The following is a 15,360-nucleotide window of genomic DNA, read 5'->3' as shown; positions in this document are numbered from 1 at the left end:
CGCTGCTGCGGATGGGTCGTGCGGAGGGGGGTGGGGCTGCGTGCTCTAGAGCATGCACGAGACGCACTGGTCGAGCTCGGTGCCCTCGAGCGCCAGCTGACGGATGCGGATGTAGTAGATCGTCTTGATGCCCTTGCGCCAGGCGTAGATCTGGGCGCGGTTGACGTCGCGGGTGGTCGCCGTGTCCTTGAAGAAGAGCGTGAGCGAGAGGCCCTGGTCGACGTGCTGCGTGGCCGCGGCGTAGGTGTCGATGATCTTCTCGTAGCCGATCTCGTACGCGTCCTGGTAGTACTCCAGGTTGTCGTTCGTCATGAACGGCGCCGGGTAGTAGACGCGGCCGAGCTTGCCCTCCTTGCGGATCTCGATCTTCGACGCGATCGGGTGGATCGAGGACGTCGAGTTGTTGATGTACGAGATCGAGCCGGTCGGCGGGACGGCCTGCAGGTTCTGGTTGTAGATGCCGTGCTCCATGACCGAGGCCTTGAGCGCACGCCAGTCGTCCTGGGTGGGGACCGCGATGCCCGAGTCGGCGAAGAGGCGGGAGACGCGCTCGGTGGCCGGCGTCCACTCCTTCTCCGTGTAGGTGTCGAAGAACTCACCCGAGGCGTACTTCGAGTCGGCGAAGCCCTCGAAGGTGGTGCCGCGCTCGATGGAGAGGTTGTTGGAGGCGCGCAGGGCGTGGAACAGCACCGAGTAGAAGTAGATGTTGGTGAAGTCGATGCCCTCCTCGGATCCGTAGTGGATCCGCTCGCGGGCGAGGTAGCCGTGCAGGTTCATCTGGCCGAGGCCGATGGCGTGCGACTTGTCGTTGCCGTCCTCGATCGAGCGGACCGAGGTGATGTGCGACTGGTCGGACACCGAGGTGAGGCCGCGGATAGCGGTCTCGATGGTGCGGCCGAAGTCGGGCGAGTCCATCGTCAGCGCGATGTTCAGCGAGCCGAGGTTGCAGGAGATGTCCTTGCCGATCTGCGCGTAGGAGAGGTCCTCGTTGTAGGTCGTCGGAGTGTTGACCTGGAGGATCTCGGAGCAGAGGTTGGACATGTTGATGCGGCCCTTGATCGGGTTCGCCTGGTTCACCGTGTCCTCGAACACGATGTAGGGGTAGCCCGACTCGAACTGGATCTCGGCGATGGTCTGGAAGAACTCGCGCGCCGAGATCTTGGTCTTCTTGATGCGCGGGTCGTCGACCATCTCGCGGTACTTCTCCGAGAGGGAGATGTCGCCGAAGGGGATGCCGTAGACGCGCTCGACGTCGTAGGGCGAGAAGAGGTACATGTCCTCGTTGTTCTTCGCGAGCTCGAACGTGATGTCGGGCACGACGACGCCGAGGGAGAGCGTCTTGATGCGGATCTTCTCGTCGGCGTTCTCGCGCTTGGTGTCGAGGAAGCGGAGGATGTCGGGGTGGTGCGCCGAGAGGTACACCGCTCCCGCGCCCTGGCGCGCGCCGAGCTGGTTGGCGTAGCTGAAGCTGTCCTCGAGGAGCTTCATCACGGGGATGATGCCCGAGGACTGGTTCTCGATCTGCTTGATCGGGGCGCCGGCCTCGCGGATGTTCGAGAGCGAGAGGGCGACGCCGCCGCCGCGCTTGGAGAGCTGGAGCGCGGAGTTGATGCCGCGGGCGATCGACTCCATGTTGTCCTCGATGCGGAGCAGGAAGCAGGAGACGAGCTCGCCGCGCTGTGCCTTGCCTGTGTTGAGGAAGGTCGGGGTCGCGGGCTGGAAGCGGCCGGCGACGATCTCCTCGACGAGGGCGGTCGCGAGCGTCTCGTCGCCCTGGGCGAGGCCGAGGGCGGTCATCACGACGCGGTCCTCGAAGCGCTCGAGGTAGCGCTTCCCGTCGAACGTCTTGAGCGTGTACGAGGTGTAGTACTTGAACGCGCCGAGGAAGGTCGCGAAGCGGAACTTCTTCGAGTACGCCAGGTCGTTGAGCTGCTGGATGAACTCGAACGAGTACTGGTCGAGCACGGCCTGCTCGTAGTACTCCTTCTCGACCAGGTAGTCGAGGCGCTCCTTGAGCGTGTGGAAGAACACCGTGTTCTGGTTGACGTGCTGCAGGAAGAACTCGCGAGCGGCCTCGCGGTCCTTGTCGAACTGGATCTCTCCGTTCGGGCCGTAGAGGTTCAGCATCGCGTTGAGCGAGTGGTAGTCCATCTGTGCGGCGTCGCGGGGAGCGTCGATCACTGCTGCGTCCAAAACGTGTCCAATCCTTCGTCGACGGCGCGGACGTCGTCGGGTGTTCCGAATACTTCGAATCGATAGAGGTGCGGCACCTCGCACTTGCGGGCGATGATGTCGCCGGCGAGGCAGTACGCCTCGCCGAAGTTCGTGTTGCCGGCGCCGATGACGCCGCGGATCAGGGAGCGGTTGCACGGATCGTTGAGGAACCGGATGACCTGCTTGGGGACCGCTCCTCCGCCGTTGCCGCCGCCGTAGGTGGGGAGGACGAGCACGTACGGCTCGTGGACGTGGAGCGTATCGAGGGCGGCTCCGTCGCGACGGGCGTGGAGCGGGATGCGCTGCGCCGGCCGTCCGAGCTTCTCGATGAACCGGTGCGTGTTCCCCGAGCTGCTGGAGAAGTACACGAGCCCGCTCATCCTCCGGCCCCTCTCCCCGTCAGCTGCTGTTCTCGGTCCCGCCTCCGAGGCGGCTGCGCGGTGAGCCGCGAGGCGGAGGAGGAAGCCGCAGCGGCGCTACGGCGCCCGCCGACGACGTCGCGGATCGCCGTCCGTGCGCCTCAGAGGGTCGCGATCTTGTCGGGGCGGAAGCCGGACCAGTGGTCGTCGTCCGTGATGACGACCGGCGCCTGGAGGTAGCCGAGGGCTTTGACGGCCTCGAGGGCCTTCTCGTCCACGGAGAGGTCGAACACCTCGTAGTCGATGCCCTTGCTGTCGAGGGCGCGGTACGTCGCGGTGCACTGGACGCAGGAGGGCTTGGTGTAGACCGTCACAGCCATGGGTGTCGCCTTTCGGAGGGGGTGTCCCGGTGCAGCTCCCCGACCGGCGGCTCGCGATGCGGGCGGGGTCGGAGGGTGGTCCGGGTGAGTTCTGGGTGCCGGTGGGGCTCTCGCTCCGACCTGCTCAGCAATACTACATATAGGGGGCGGGCCGGTGTCAGCCCACTAGACGTAGTAGTTACAGCCGTGTAGTTATCCACCGGTTCCTCCCCCGTTCATCCACAGGCCGGAGCCCGTGGAACCGCGGAAGGACGCGGATCCGGACGAACCATCCACAGGTGTGGACAGAAGGATCCCGTTCACTGTGTACAACGCGTCACGGCGTGTCGGCATGCCCGACCGGTGGGGTCCGCGCGGCGGCTCGACCACAAGATGTGGTGGTCGGATCGCATCGCGGGGCATGCCCGGACGGTACGCCCGACCACCGACACCGCGAACGGTCAGAGGAGCTGCGCGGCCCACTCCCGGGCGACGGCGCGCAGGTGCGGGAGCGGGTCCGCGAGGGCCGCGGACGAGGAGCCCGCCGCCTCCGTCAGCGACACCGCCGCGGTGAAGCCGGGAGTCGGCGCCGCGATCGCCCCGGCGACGAGGAGCGTCCGCGCCCCGGCCGCCTCGGCGAGCGCGAGGACGTGCAAGGGGACCTTGCCGGCGGCGGACTGCGCGTCGAAGCGCCCCTCCCCCGTGATGACGACGTCCGCGCCCGCGAGGAGCGTCGGGAGCCCGATCGCCCGTCCGACGGCGCCGGCGCCGGAGGTCGGGCGCGCGCCCCAGGCGAGCAGCCCGAAGCCCGTCCCGCCCGCCGCCCCGGAGCCCGGCGCATCGGGATCCGCGTCCAGGTGCGCGGCGAGACGGCGGAGGCCGCTCTCGAGGAGGAGGACGTCCTCGGGGCCGGCCCCCTTCTGCGGACCGAAGACGCGGGCCGCCCCGGAGTCGCCGAGCAGCGGGGTCGCGACATCGCTGAGCACGACCGCGCCTCCGGGCGGCAGAGGACGCAGCGCGCGGAGGTCGGCGGCGGCGAGCGCGGGCAGCGCACCGCCTCCCTCGCCGAGGTCGCGGCCGGAGGCGGTGGAGAAGCGTGCGCCGAGCTCGCGGAGCGCTCCGACTCCGCCGTCGGTCGAGGCGCTGCCGCCGATCGCCAGCAGCAGGGCGTGCGCCCCCGCGTCGAGGGCGGCGGCGATCGCGCGGCCGAAGCCGCGCGTGTGCGCGGTGAGCGGACGGAGCGGGTCGAGCAGCGTGATGCCGCTCGTGGAGGCGAGCTCGACGACGGCTGTCCCGTCGGGGAGCAGCAGCCACCAGGCGCGGACCGGCCGGTCGTCCGGGCCGGGGACGACGACCGGCCGCCGAAGCGACCCCGGGACCGCGAGCGCGAAGGCCTCGACCGTGCCCTCTCCTCCGTCGGCCATCGGCGCGAGGACGATCTCGTCCCCCGGGCGCGCAGCGCTCCAGCCCTCGGCGATCGCCCGCGCGACCTCGACCGCGCTCGCCGACCCCTTGAAGGAGTCGGGCGCGACGACGACCCTCAGCCTGCCCACGCGCTCAGTGTGGCACCGCGCCGCCACTCAGAGCGGGGTCGCGAGCCGGTAGCCGCGCTTGATCACCGTCGCCACGAGCCGCGGTTCGGGGAGGGCCTGACGGAGGCGGCTGACAGCGACGTCGACCGCGTGGTCGTCGAGAGCCTCCGGCGCGGAGGCCGCGAGGACGTGACGCGCGACGGTCGCGCCCTCGGCGGCGACGAGAGTCCGGAACAGCGCGAGCGCGACCGGGGTCAGCGCCACCCGGGTCCCGGCCAGGACGGCGTGCCGGCCTCGGAGCTCGAGAGTGCCGAAGGCCGTCTCGATGCGGGGCGACGCCTGCTCGAGGTGCTCGCAGGTCAGGCGGATGAGCGCACCCATCCGGAACCGGTCCGGCACGACCGGGAGGATCCCTGCCTCGACCAGGGGTGCTGCGGTCACGGGGCCGACGGCGGCGGCGACCACCGTCTCGCGGAAGGCCGCCTGGAGGTCGTCGAGGCGGCCCGCGGCCTCCGCGACCGTGAAGAGCGCCTCCACCGCCGGCGCGCTGGTGAAGGTGACGGCGTCGATGCCCCCTCCGCAGACCGCGTCGATCAGCCGCAGCACCCGGGCGGAGTCCTCGTGCACGCTCCAGCGGTAGGGCGCGGCCGTGAGCACCCGGGCGCCGGCGTCGCGGAGACGCTGCAGCTGAGCCGGGTCGGTGAATCCGTGCAGCTGCACCGCGATCGTGCGGCCGGCGACGCCCTCGCGCAGGGCCAGGTCGACGAGGGAGGTGGTCGTCTCGCGCTCGCTCATCCCGTGGTCGTCGAGACCCGCCGCACGGATCGCTCCGCGCGCCTTGGGTCCGCGGACGAGGATCCGCGCGGAGGACAGCGCGTCGGCCAGCTCGATCCCCGCGGCGTCCGCGGCCTCGAGCCAGCGCCGCAGGCCGTAGGAGGTGGTGGCGAGGAGCACGTCGGGACGGGCGGCGACGATGGCGCGGGTCTCCTCCTCGAGCGCGCCCTCGGTGTCGACGCCGCGCATTCGGATGGTGGGGGCGTGCGTGACGGCGGCACCGCGGCGCTCGAACGCGGCGATCAGGTCCTCGGAGCGGCGGTCGGAGGTGACCCCGATGCGGAAGCCGTCCAGCTGGTCGGGTCGGAACCCCACGGCGGCGTCGGGATCGGTGCCGGTCATGCTCGGCCCCCTCGGGGTCTCACGCGGTCAGTGCATCGACCGCTCGGGCGATGCTCTCGGGGTCCCCCGCATCATGGCACGCGGCCTGCCGGACCACCTCGCCGATGACGATCACGGCGGGCGAGCGCGGTGCCAGCTCGGCGAGCAGGCCGAGCACTGCGCCGACCGACGAGACCGTCGTGCGCTGGTCGCGCGACCAGCCCCGCTCGACGATCGCGAGGGGCGTGTCGGCGCGCATCCCGGCGCGCTGCAGCCCGGCGACGAGGTGCGGGAGGGTGTTCACGCCCATCAGCACCACGATCGTCCCGCCCAACCCGGCCAGATGGCCGAGCTCCTGCTCGCTGAACGGCGCATGGCCCGAGACCACGGTGAAGGCCCTGCTGACCTCGCGGTGGGTGACCGGGATCCCGGCGGCGGCGGGCACCGAGATCGCGCTGGTCACTCCGGGGACGACCGTGGAGCCGACGCCGGCGAGCCGGCACGCGCGCACCTCCTCCGACCCGCGGCCGAACACGAACGGATCGCCGCCCTTGAGGCGCACGACGTCCAGACCCGCGAGGGCCCGCTCGATCATCAGCCGCTCGATCTCGTGCTGCGGCACCGCATGATGACCCGGCGTCTTGCCGACGTCGATCAGCTCGGCGCCGGGCGCCCACTCGGCCAGGCCCTCGTGCGGACCGAGCCGGTCGTAGAGCACCACGTCCGCGTCGCGGAGGGCGCGGCGGGCGGCGAGGGTCATCAGATCCGGATCGCCGGGGCCGCCGCCGACGATGCTGACGTGCCCGACCGGCCGGGTCGGCGCGGGGGCCTCGTCGACGATCCAGGGGCAGAGCTCGGCCGCCGCCGCTCGGAGCGGTGCAGGCCCCTCCACCCACACGATCAGGGCCGGGGGCGCCGGGGTGAGCGCGTCCTCCGCCTCGTGCCGCTCGACGAGTGCGCCGGCGGCTCGGTAGCGGGCGAGCACGCGGCGGGTTCCGGAGGCGGTGCCGATCACGAGCACACGGCGTCCGGCGAGGTCGAGGGAGAGCTGCATCACGAGTCCGATCCGATCCCGGCCGGACCGACGGGGATCCTCGGCCCCGCGACCAGCACGGGTCCGTCCGGTCTCTCGTCCCGGCCGGCGGGCCGGACCTGCCCGCGCTCGCGCACGGTCGCGACGCGCGGATCCGCGGTGTCCGGGGCGTTCACGAAGGAGCGGAAGCGGCGGAGCCGGTCGGGATCGGCGAGGGTCGCCGCCCACTCGTCGACGTAGGTGTCGACGTGCGTGGCCATGGCGGCCTCGAGCTCGGCGGCGATGCCGAGCGAGTCCTCGCAGACCACCTCGCGCACGTGCTCGAGTCCGCCGGGGAGCTCCTCCTGCCAGCGGGCGGTGCGCTGGAGCCGCTCGGCCGTGCGCACGTAGTACATGACGTAGCGGTCGATGTAGCGCACCAGGGTCTCGTCGTCGAGGTCCTGCGCGAGCAGCTGGGCGTGCGCCGGCTGGTAGCCGCCGTTGCCGCCGACGTAGAGGTTCCAGCCGAGGTCGCTCGCGATGACGCCGATGTCCTTCCCCCGCGCCTCGGCGCACTCGCGGGCGCAGCCGCTGACCCCGAGCTTGAACTTGTGCGGCGAGCGGAGACCCCGGTACCGCTCCTCGAGGAAGACCGCCATCCCGACCGCGTCCTGGACTCCGAAGCGGCACCAGGTCGATCCGACGCACGACTTGACCGTGCGCAGCGACTTGCCGTACGCCTGACCCGACTCGAAGCCGGCGTCGACGAGGAGGCGCCAGATCTCGGGCAGCTGCTCGAGGCGGGCGCCGAACATGTCGATCCGCTGCCCGCCGGTGATCTTCGTGTAGAGGCCGTACTGCTCGGCGACCTCGGCGATCACCTTGAGCTTCGCCGGCGTGATCTCGCCTCCGGGGATCCGCGGGACGACGGAGTAGGTGCCGTCCTTCTGCATGTTGGCCAGGGCGCGGTCGTTGGTGTCCTGCAGCGGCGCCTGGCCGCCGTCGAGGATGTAGGCGTTCGTCTGGGTGGCGAGGACGGAGGCGATCACCGGCTTGCACACGTCGCAGCCCAGCCCGGAGCCGAAGCGCTCCATCACCTGCTCGGCCGAGTGCAGCCCGAGGATGCGAACCGACTCGAACAGCTCGCTGCGGCTGAGCGCCACGTGCTCGCAGAGGGCGCGGGAGACCTCGACGCCTGCACGGATCAGCTCCGTGTCAAGCAGCTTCTTCACCAGGGGCACGCACGATCCGCACTGGGTGCCCGCGCGGGTGCAGGCCTTGAGCGGCCCCAGCTCGGTGCACCCCTCGCCGATCGCGTGACGGACCTCGCCGACCGAGACGTTGTTGCACGAGCAGACCTGGGCGTCGTCCGGAAGGTCGCCCGAGGGCGCCTCCGCCCCCGCCGCCGCGAGGTAGGCGCCGGGCTCGGCCGGCAGCTCGCGCCCCAGCAGCGGGCGGAGGGAGGAGTAGGGGCCCGCGTCGCCGACGAACATCCCGCCGAGCAGCGTGCGCGCATCGTCCGAGACGACGACCTTCTGGTAGAGACCGCGGGCCGGATCGGCGTAGACGACCTCGAGCGCTCCCTCCGTGGTGCCGAGGGCGTCGCCGAAGCTGGCGACCTCCACGCCCGAGAGCTTGAGCTTGGTGGCGTCGTCGACCCCCGGGAAGGTCGCGTCGCCGCCGAGGATCCGGTCGGCGACCACCTCCGCCATCGCGTTGGCGGGTGCGACGAGCCCGACCGTGCGGCCGGCGATCGCGGCGACCTCGCCGATGGCCCAGACTCCCGCCCTGCTGGTGCGGCAGGCCTCGTCGACGACCACGCCTCCGCGCGGTGCGACCTCGATCCCGACCGCTCGGGCGAGCTCGTCGCGCGCCGTGATCCCGATGGAGAAGACCACGAGATCGGCGCTGATGCTGCTGCCGTCGGTCAGCGCGACGCCGAGCACCGTCCCCGTCGGCGAGGTGAGGATCGCGGTGGGCCGGTTGCCGAGGTGCAGCGCGATCCCCTGCGCCGAGATGATGCGGCCGAGGGCCTGCCCGGCGCCCTCGTCGAGCTGCGCGCTCATCAGCCAGCGGCCGGAGTGGACGAGGGCGGTGCGCGCACCGAGCCGGTGCGCGCCTCCCGCCGCCTCGAGGCCGAGCAGACCGCCGCCGACCACGACCACGATCGCGGGGCGTCCGCGCCGGGCGCGGAACGCGGCGAGCTCGGCGACGAGCCCGTCCACGTCCTCGAGCGTGCGGTAGACGCGGCCGTGCTCGGCGCCCTCGATCGGCGGGACCGTGGCGGAGGAGCCCGTCGCCAGGACGATCTCGTCGCCCTCGAGGGAGCGGCCGTCCGCGAGCTCGACGCGCAGGCGGTCGGGATCGATCGCGACTACACGGGAGGAGGTGATCAGCCGCGCCGACTCCCACAGAGCGCCGTCGCCCAGAGTCAGGTCGTGCTCGCCGTCGAGGCGCTTCGAGAGTGCGACGCGGTCGTAGGGACGGTGCACCTCCTCGCCGAGGACGGTGATCTCCAGCGCCTGGTCGCCGGCCCGGGCGACGAGCGCGTCGACCAGGCGGTGCGCGGCGGGTCCCGCTCCGACGACGAGCACGCGTCGGGGCCGGGCGGCGGGGTTCGCTCCAGGAGTCATGACGTCCACCGTAGGGACGGCCCGTTTCCCCGCCGTTGCCCCTGTGTAACAGCGTGTGACGCGCGCCTCTCGGCGAGCGCCGCAGGCCGTGAGGGCTTCGTTACGCCCGCGACACCGGAGGCGTGCTCGCACGAAACGCGCGATCCCTACCGTTGCCTCATCGCGTCCGACCGGATGCGGTGGCCCACCCGCAGGAAGAAGGCGCAGCGATGACCCTCCTCGATCGGCTCGCCCCCGCGACCGCCACCACCTGGGTGCCGGTCTGCGCCGTCGGCGACCTCGAGCCGCTCTGGGGCGAGGCCGCCCTGGTCGGCGGTGTGCAGCTCGCCCTGTTCCTCCTGCCCGACGGGCGGGTGCGGGCCGTCTCGAACCTCGACCCCGCGACCGGCGCCGCCGTGCTCTCACGCGGCATCGTCGGCTCGCGTCTGGTCGACGGGGTGCAGCGGCCCACGATCGCCTCCCCCCTGCACAAGGACGTCTTCGACCTCGAGACCGGCGCCTGCTTCACACGAGCGGAGCTGCACCTCGCCACCTGGCAGGTGCGCGAGAGCGACGGCACGATCGAGGTCGCCCAGCGGACCGCTCTGGTCGCCGCGTCCCACGGGACCTCCGACGACGACGGGAGGCGTGCCGTCGCCGCGCTGGTCGAGGCGGTCCGCCGGGCCAACCCGGCGCTGGACGTGCTCGACTCCTTCGTCGACGTGCAGCAGCCCGACGTCCCCGCGACCCTGGGTTCTCTCGAGCCGGGCCGGCCGGCGGTGGTCGTGCCGCTGCTGCTCTCGGCCGGCTACCACGTGCACGTCGACCTCGCCGAGGCCGCGGCGGAGGCGGAGCGGCCGGTGCGGGTCTCGGGCGCGCTCGGACCCGATCCCCGCCTGGCGCGCGTGCTCGCCCGCCGGCTCCACGAGGCAGGGCTCGACGACGGCGACCGCGTCGTGCTCGCCGCTGCCGGCTCGAGCGACGCCGGTGCCGTCGCGGACTGCTGGACCACCGGCCGCCTCCTCGCCGCCGAGCTCGGCCGCGAGGTGAGCACCTCGTTCATCTCGGCCGCCGAGCCGCGGATCGCGGAGGCGGTCGCCGCCGAGCGCGCCGCCCACCCCGGCGCGCGCGTCGTGGTCGCCACCTACCTGCTCGCGCCCGGCTACTTCGCCGGCCTGGCCGCCTCCGCGGGGGCCGACCTCGCCTCCGCTCCCCTCCTCACCGCCGTCGATCCGCCCGCCCGCGAGCTGGTCGACATCGTCTCGGAGCTGTTCGGGCGCAACGCCTGACGCCTCCTCCCCGCACCACCACCGCTCCACCTCCCCGTCCCGAGCGCGCCCTCGCGCGCGCCGCCCACCCTCCGGAGGACCACGATGACTGCTGCACCCCCGACCACCGTCCCCACGACCGCCGCCACATCCACCGGCATCATCCGACGGCCGGGCCGCTGGATCGACGGCTGGAACCCCGAGGACCCCGCCCAGTGGGAGGCGGAGGGACGCTCCGTCGCCGCTCGCAATCTGAGGTGGTCGATCTTCGCCGAGTTCCTCGGCTTCGTCGTCTGGCAGCTCTGGTCGGTCGTCGTCGTCTCGCTGCCGGCGGCCGGGTTCGCCTTCGACACCGGGCAGATCTTCTGGCTCATCTCGATGCCGAGCCTCGTCGGCGCCACCCTGCGGATCCCGTACACGTTCATGGTCCCCCGCTTCGGCGGCCGCAACTGGACGATCGTGTCGGCGGGCCTCCTGCTGATCCCGAGCGTCGGACTCGGCATCGCGGTCTCGAATCCGGAGACCCCGTTCGGCGTCATGCTCCTGGTGGCCGCGCTCGCCGGCTTCGGCGGCGGCAACTTCGCCAGCTCGATGGCGAACATCACCTTCTTCTACCCGCACGCGCAGAAGGGCTGGGCTCTGGGGCTCAACGCCGCGGGCGGCAACCTGGGCGCCTCCGTCGCGCAGCTCGTCGTGCCGATCGCGATCACCGTCGGCGCCGCGGCCACGCTGAACCTGCCGATCGCCGGCTTCCTCTGGGTCCCCCTGATCGTCGTGGCGATGATCGGCGCCGCCAAGCGCATGGACAACCTCTCGACCGCGAAGTCCGACGTCGCCGCCTCCCTCGCCGCGCTCCGCGAGCCGCACCTCTGGCTGCTGGCCGTGCTCTACATCGGCACCTTCGGGTCCTTCATCGGATTCGCCGGCGTGTTCCCGAAGCTCATCGCCGACACCTTCCCCGAGTTCTCCGGCTTCGCCGTCGGCTCGGCGACGGTCGGCCTCGCGTTCCTCGGCTCCCTGGTGGGCTCGCTGTCCCGCCCCTCCGGCGGCCGTCTGGCCGACCGCTTCGGCGGAGCGCCTGTCACGGTCCTCGCCTTCGTCGCCATGGGCGCCGGGATCCTCGGCGTGATCGCGACACTGCCGCTCGGCAGCTTCTGGCTCTTCCTCGCCTGCTTCCTCGTGCTCTTCTCGGCGGCCGGCATCGGCAACGGCGCGACCTACCGCATGATCCCCACGGTGTTCGCCCTCCGCGCCCGCCAGCGCGGTGACGACGGCATCGGCGCCCAGCGCACGTCCGCCGCGGCGCTCGGCCTGATCTCGGCGATCGGCGCCTACGGCGGCTTCGTGATCCCCCAGCTGCTCGGCTTCTCCAAGACCGAGTTCGGCGACTACACGACGGCGCTGGGCTGGTTCGTCGGCGCCTACGCGGTGATGCTCGCGATCACGGCCGGCGTCTACCTCCGCCTCGCCGCGAAGACGGGGACCCGGATCTGACGATGAGCGCCCCCGCCCCGACCGACTCCCACTGCCCGTACTGCGCCCTGCAGTGCGCGATGACGCTGACACCCGCGGCGGGCCCCGTACCCGTGGCGGTCGAGGGGAGGGAGTTCCCGACGAACCGGGGCGGGCTCTGCGCCAAGGGCTGGACCTCCGTCGAGCTGCTGGCGAGCGGACAGCGCCTGGTCTCCCCGCTGCTGCGCGGCGCCGACGGCGTCCTCGCGGAGGCGTCGTGGGAGGAGGCGCTCGACGCGGTCGCCGGGGCGGTGCGCGGCGTCCGGGAGCGGCACGGCGCCGACGCGGTGGCCGTCTTCGGCGGCGGGGGCCTCACCAACGAGAAGGCCTACCAGCTCGGAAAGTTCGCTCGGATCGCTCTCGGCACCTCCCGGATCGACTACAACGGCCGCTTCTGCATGTCCTCGGCCGCGGCGGCCGGCAACCGCGCCTTCGGCGTCGATCGCGGACTGCCGTTCCCGGTGTCCGACCTCGACGACGCCGACACGATCCTGCTCCTGGGCTCGAACGTCGCCGCGACGATGCCGCCGCTTCTCGCCCACTTCGCCGGTGCCCGCTCGCGGGGCGGCCTGGTGGTCGTCGACCCGCGCCGCTCGGCCACCGCGCGGCTGACGGAGGACGGCGCCGGCACGCATCTGCAGCCCGCTCCCGGGACGGATCTGCCGCTCCTGCTCGGGCTGATCCACCTGGTCTTCGCCGAGGGCCTCGCCGACACCGCCTACCTCGCCGCGCGCACGACCGGCGCCGAGGCGGTGCGCCGCAGCGTCTCGGCGTGGTGGCCGGAGCGCACGTCCGCGGTCACGGGCGTGCCGACCACGCTCCTCCGCTCCCTCGCGCGCCGGCTCGCCGCGGGGCGGTCGTTCGTCCTGACCGGCCGCGGGGTCGAGCAGCACGTCGACGGCACCGACACCGCGACCGCCGCGATCAACCTCGCTCTCGTGCTCGGCCTGGTGGGCCGCGAGGGGTCGGGGTACGGCACGCTCACCGGTCAGGGCAACGGCCAGGGCGGACGCGAGCACGGCCAGAAGGCCGATCAGCTCCCGGGGTACCGCTCCATCCGCGATCCGGAGGCGCGGCGCCACGTCGCCGCCGTCTGGGACGTGACGCCCGAATCGATCCCCGGCCCGGGCCTGCCCGCCACCGCCCTGCTCGCCGAGCTCGGACGCTCCGTGCACTGCCTGCTGGTGCACGGCTCCAACGTGGTCGTCTCGGCTCCGGACGCCGACGCCGTCCGCGCCGGGCTCGAGGCCCTGGACACGCTGGTCGTCTGCGACTTCTTCCTCTCCGAGACCGCCGCGCTGGCCGATGTGGTGCTCCCGGTGCCGCAGTGGGCGGAGGAGGAGGGCACGATGACCTCGCTCGAGGGCCGGGTGCTCCGCCGCCGCCGGGCGATCGACCCGCCGGCGGGAGTGCGCAGCGAGCTCTGGATCATGAGCGAACTGGCGCGCCGTCTCGACGCCCCCTCGAGCTGGTCGACCGTCCCCGCGGAGGTGTTCGACGAGCTGGCCCGCGCGTCCGCGGGAGGCGTGGCCGACTACTCCGGCCTCTCGCACGCCCTGCTCGACACCGGGATCGCAGCGCACTGGCCCTACCCCGCGGGCGGCACGGGGACGCCGCGCCTCTTCGCTGAGCGCTTCGGGCACCCCGACGGCCGGGCGCGCCTGGTCGCCGTCATCCCCGCCGTCCCCGTCGTCGTGGACCGCGGCGAGGAGCTGACCCTGGTGACCGGCCGCTACCTCCAGCAGTACCAGTCGGGCACCCAGACCCGGCGGGTCGCGGAGCTCGATGCGGCCCGCCCGGAGGCTCGACTCGAGATCCACCCGGCGACCGCCTCCCGGCTCGGCGTCAGCGACGGAGCACCTGTGGCGATCGGGAACGCGCGCGGCGTGGTCCGCGCCCGCGCGAGCGTCACCGCGGACATCCGCCACGACACGGTGTTCCTGCCCTTCCACTACGCGGGTGAGCAGTGCGCGAACCTCCTCACCGAGGCCGTCGTGGACCCGGTGTCGTCGATGCCCGAGTTCAAGCGCACGCGGGTCTGGGTCCGCGCGGAAGGGACGGCACATGCCTGAGACACCTCCCGAGCGGATCGTCCTGATCGGCTACGGACCCGTCGGCTCGCGCTTCGTCGAGGAGCTGCTGCCGGCCGTGCGGGCCGGTCTGGTCGCGCTGACGGTCGTCGGCGCCGAGGGCGACGACCCCTACAACCGTGTCCTGCTCGCGGAGTACGCCGTCGGCCGGGCGACCCGCGAGCGCCTCGACCTCGGCGACCGGACGGCGGCGGAGGCGGCGGGCGTCGTCCTGCGCCTGGGAGCGGCCGTCGTGGGGATCGACCGCGCGCGGAACGTCGTGCGGCTGCACGACGGCGAGCGGCTGCCCTACGACCGCCTCGTCCTGGCCACCGGCGCCCGGGCGAACGTGCCGACCCTCGCCGGGATGGAGCGGGCCCGACGTGAGCGGACGGTGCGCGCCGCCGATCCGGAGTCGCTCGACGCGGGCTCCCGGCCCCTCCCGGAGAGGGTGGTGGCGCTGCGAGACCTGGCCGACGCCCGGGTGGTCCGCGAGGCCGTGCGCTCCGGCGCTCGCCTCGTCGTGCTCGGGGCGGGAGTGCTCGGGATCGAGTTCGCCCTCGCCGCCGCCGAGCAGGGCGCGCAGGTGGTGGTCGTCTTCCACGGCGACATCCCGATGGCCCGCAATCTCGACACGGGCGGGGGGCGGATGCTGGCCGCGGCCGCCCGCGCGGCCGGCGTCGAGATGGTGGCGCACGCCCGGTCCGAGAGCGTCCTGCTCGCGCACGACGACCGCGGCCGTGCGCACTTCCAGGCGCTCGTCTGCGCTGACGGCAAGCAGATCGAGGGGGATCTGCTGGTGCTCTCGTGCGGTGTCGGTGCGCGGGTCGAGCTGGCCGCGGGCGCGGAGCTCGCCGTCTCGACCGGGATCCTGGTCGATGAGCAGCTGCGCAGCTGGAGCGACCCGGACGTCTTCGCGATCGGCGACTGCGCGCACGTCGCCCCCCGCGGCTCGGCCCTGCCCGACGGCCGCGTGCCCGGCGGACCGAGCGGACTGATCGGTCCGGGATGGGAGCAGGCGGACCGGCTCGCAGCGCGGATCCGGGCGGAGGCTGAGGGCCGCTGCGGCGAGGAGCGCGTCCCCGACGCCCGACCGGCGGTCGTGATGCTGAAGGCCGAGGGTGTCGACCTCGTGGCAGGAGGCGACGTGGCCCCGGAGCCGTGGGACCCGCACCGCCCGGGCGAGGAGCACCTCGAGGTGACGCTGTGGGCTGACCCCGCCCGCGGCGGCTACGCCAAGCTCGTGACCGCAGGAGGAGTGCTGCGCG

At 72.8% G+C, this 15,360-nt stretch carries 11 protein-coding genes; 4 read left to right on the top strand and 7 right to left on the bottom strand.

Going from position 1 to position 15,360, the window contains the following annotated elements; genetic code table 11:
- Nucleotides 1–45: 45 nt before the first annotated feature.
- From nrdE to nirB, 7 genes are all read right to left on the bottom strand, one after another.
- Nucleotides 46–2,151, bottom strand: coding sequence for a class 1b ribonucleoside-diphosphate reductase subunit alpha (gene nrdE, locus C5C74_RS12330; RefSeq protein ID WP_104267670.1), 2,106 nt, complete (start codon nt 2,149–2,151; stop codon nt 46–48).
- Between the two features lie 26 nt (nt 2,152–2,177).
- The gene (nrdI, locus tag C5C74_RS12325; protein WP_104224357.1) at nt 2,178–2,594 is read right to left on the bottom strand and encodes a class Ib ribonucleoside-diphosphate reductase assembly flavoprotein NrdI; all 417 of its coding nucleotides are present in this window, start codon (nt 2,592–2,594) and stop codon (nt 2,178–2,180) included.
- Nucleotides 2,595–2,734: 140 nt separating this feature from the next.
- Nucleotides 2,735–2,953, bottom strand: a complete 219-nt coding sequence (gene nrdH / locus C5C74_RS12320; protein ID WP_068255139.1) for a glutaredoxin-like protein NrdH — start codon at nt 2,951–2,953, stop codon at nt 2,735–2,737.
- A 440-nt stretch (nt 2,954–3,393) separates the two neighbouring features.
- Nucleotides 3,394–4,476: a glycerate kinase gene (locus C5C74_RS12315; protein ID WP_104308512.1), complete on the bottom strand. Its 1,083-nt coding sequence runs from the start codon at nt 4,474–4,476 to the stop codon at nt 3,394–3,396.
- Nucleotides 4,477–4,512: 36 nt separating this feature from the next.
- On the bottom strand, nt 4,513–5,640 hold the full coding sequence (locus C5C74_RS12310) for a uroporphyrinogen-III synthase (RefSeq protein ID WP_104238252.1): 1,128 nt from the start codon (nt 5,638–5,640) through the stop codon (nt 4,513–4,515).
- Between the two features lie 19 nt (nt 5,641–5,659).
- Nucleotides 5,660–6,673: a uroporphyrinogen-III C-methyltransferase gene (gene cobA / locus C5C74_RS12305; protein ID WP_104224371.1), complete on the bottom strand. Its 1,014-nt coding sequence runs from the start codon at nt 6,671–6,673 to the stop codon at nt 5,660–5,662.
- Nucleotides 6,673–9,264 (bottom strand): nitrite reductase large subunit NirB, encoded by a 2,592-nt coding sequence (gene nirB / locus C5C74_RS12300; RefSeq protein WP_104224354.1) that lies wholly within the window; start codon nt 9,262–9,264, stop codon nt 6,673–6,675. The genes cobA and nirB overlap by 1 nt, the downstream gene beginning before the upstream one ends.
- Nucleotides 9,265–9,473: 209 nt before the next feature.
- Between nirB and nirD the strand changes: the two genes are divergently transcribed.
- The 4 genes from nirD to C5C74_RS12280 form a co-directional block, all read left to right on the top strand.
- Nucleotides 9,474–10,532 (top strand): nitrite reductase small subunit NirD, encoded by a 1,059-nt coding sequence (gene nirD / locus C5C74_RS12295; protein ID WP_104224353.1) that lies wholly within the window; start codon nt 9,474–9,476, stop codon nt 10,530–10,532.
- Nucleotides 10,533–10,616: 84 nt separating this feature from the next.
- A complete protein-coding gene (locus tag C5C74_RS12290) occupies nt 10,617–12,005 on the top strand; it encodes an MFS transporter (protein WP_104224352.1) in 1,389 nt (462 codons plus the stop codon).
- Between the two features lie 2 nt (nt 12,006–12,007).
- A complete protein-coding gene (locus C5C74_RS12285; RefSeq protein ID WP_104351622.1) occupies nt 12,008–14,095 on the top strand; it encodes a molybdopterin oxidoreductase family protein in 2,088 nt (695 codons plus the stop codon).
- The coding region (locus C5C74_RS12280) for an NAD(P)/FAD-dependent oxidoreductase (RefSeq protein WP_104351621.1) at nt 14,088–15,360 on the top strand (1,273 nt) is incomplete at its 3' end. The genes C5C74_RS12285 and C5C74_RS12280, both read left to right, overlap by 8 nt.

Source organism: Rathayibacter sp. AY1E8 (assembly GCF_002931415.1).
GTDB lineage: Bacteria > Actinomycetota > Actinomycetes > Actinomycetales > Microbacteriaceae > Rathayibacter.
This window is presented reverse-complemented; position numbering and strand designations above follow the sequence as displayed.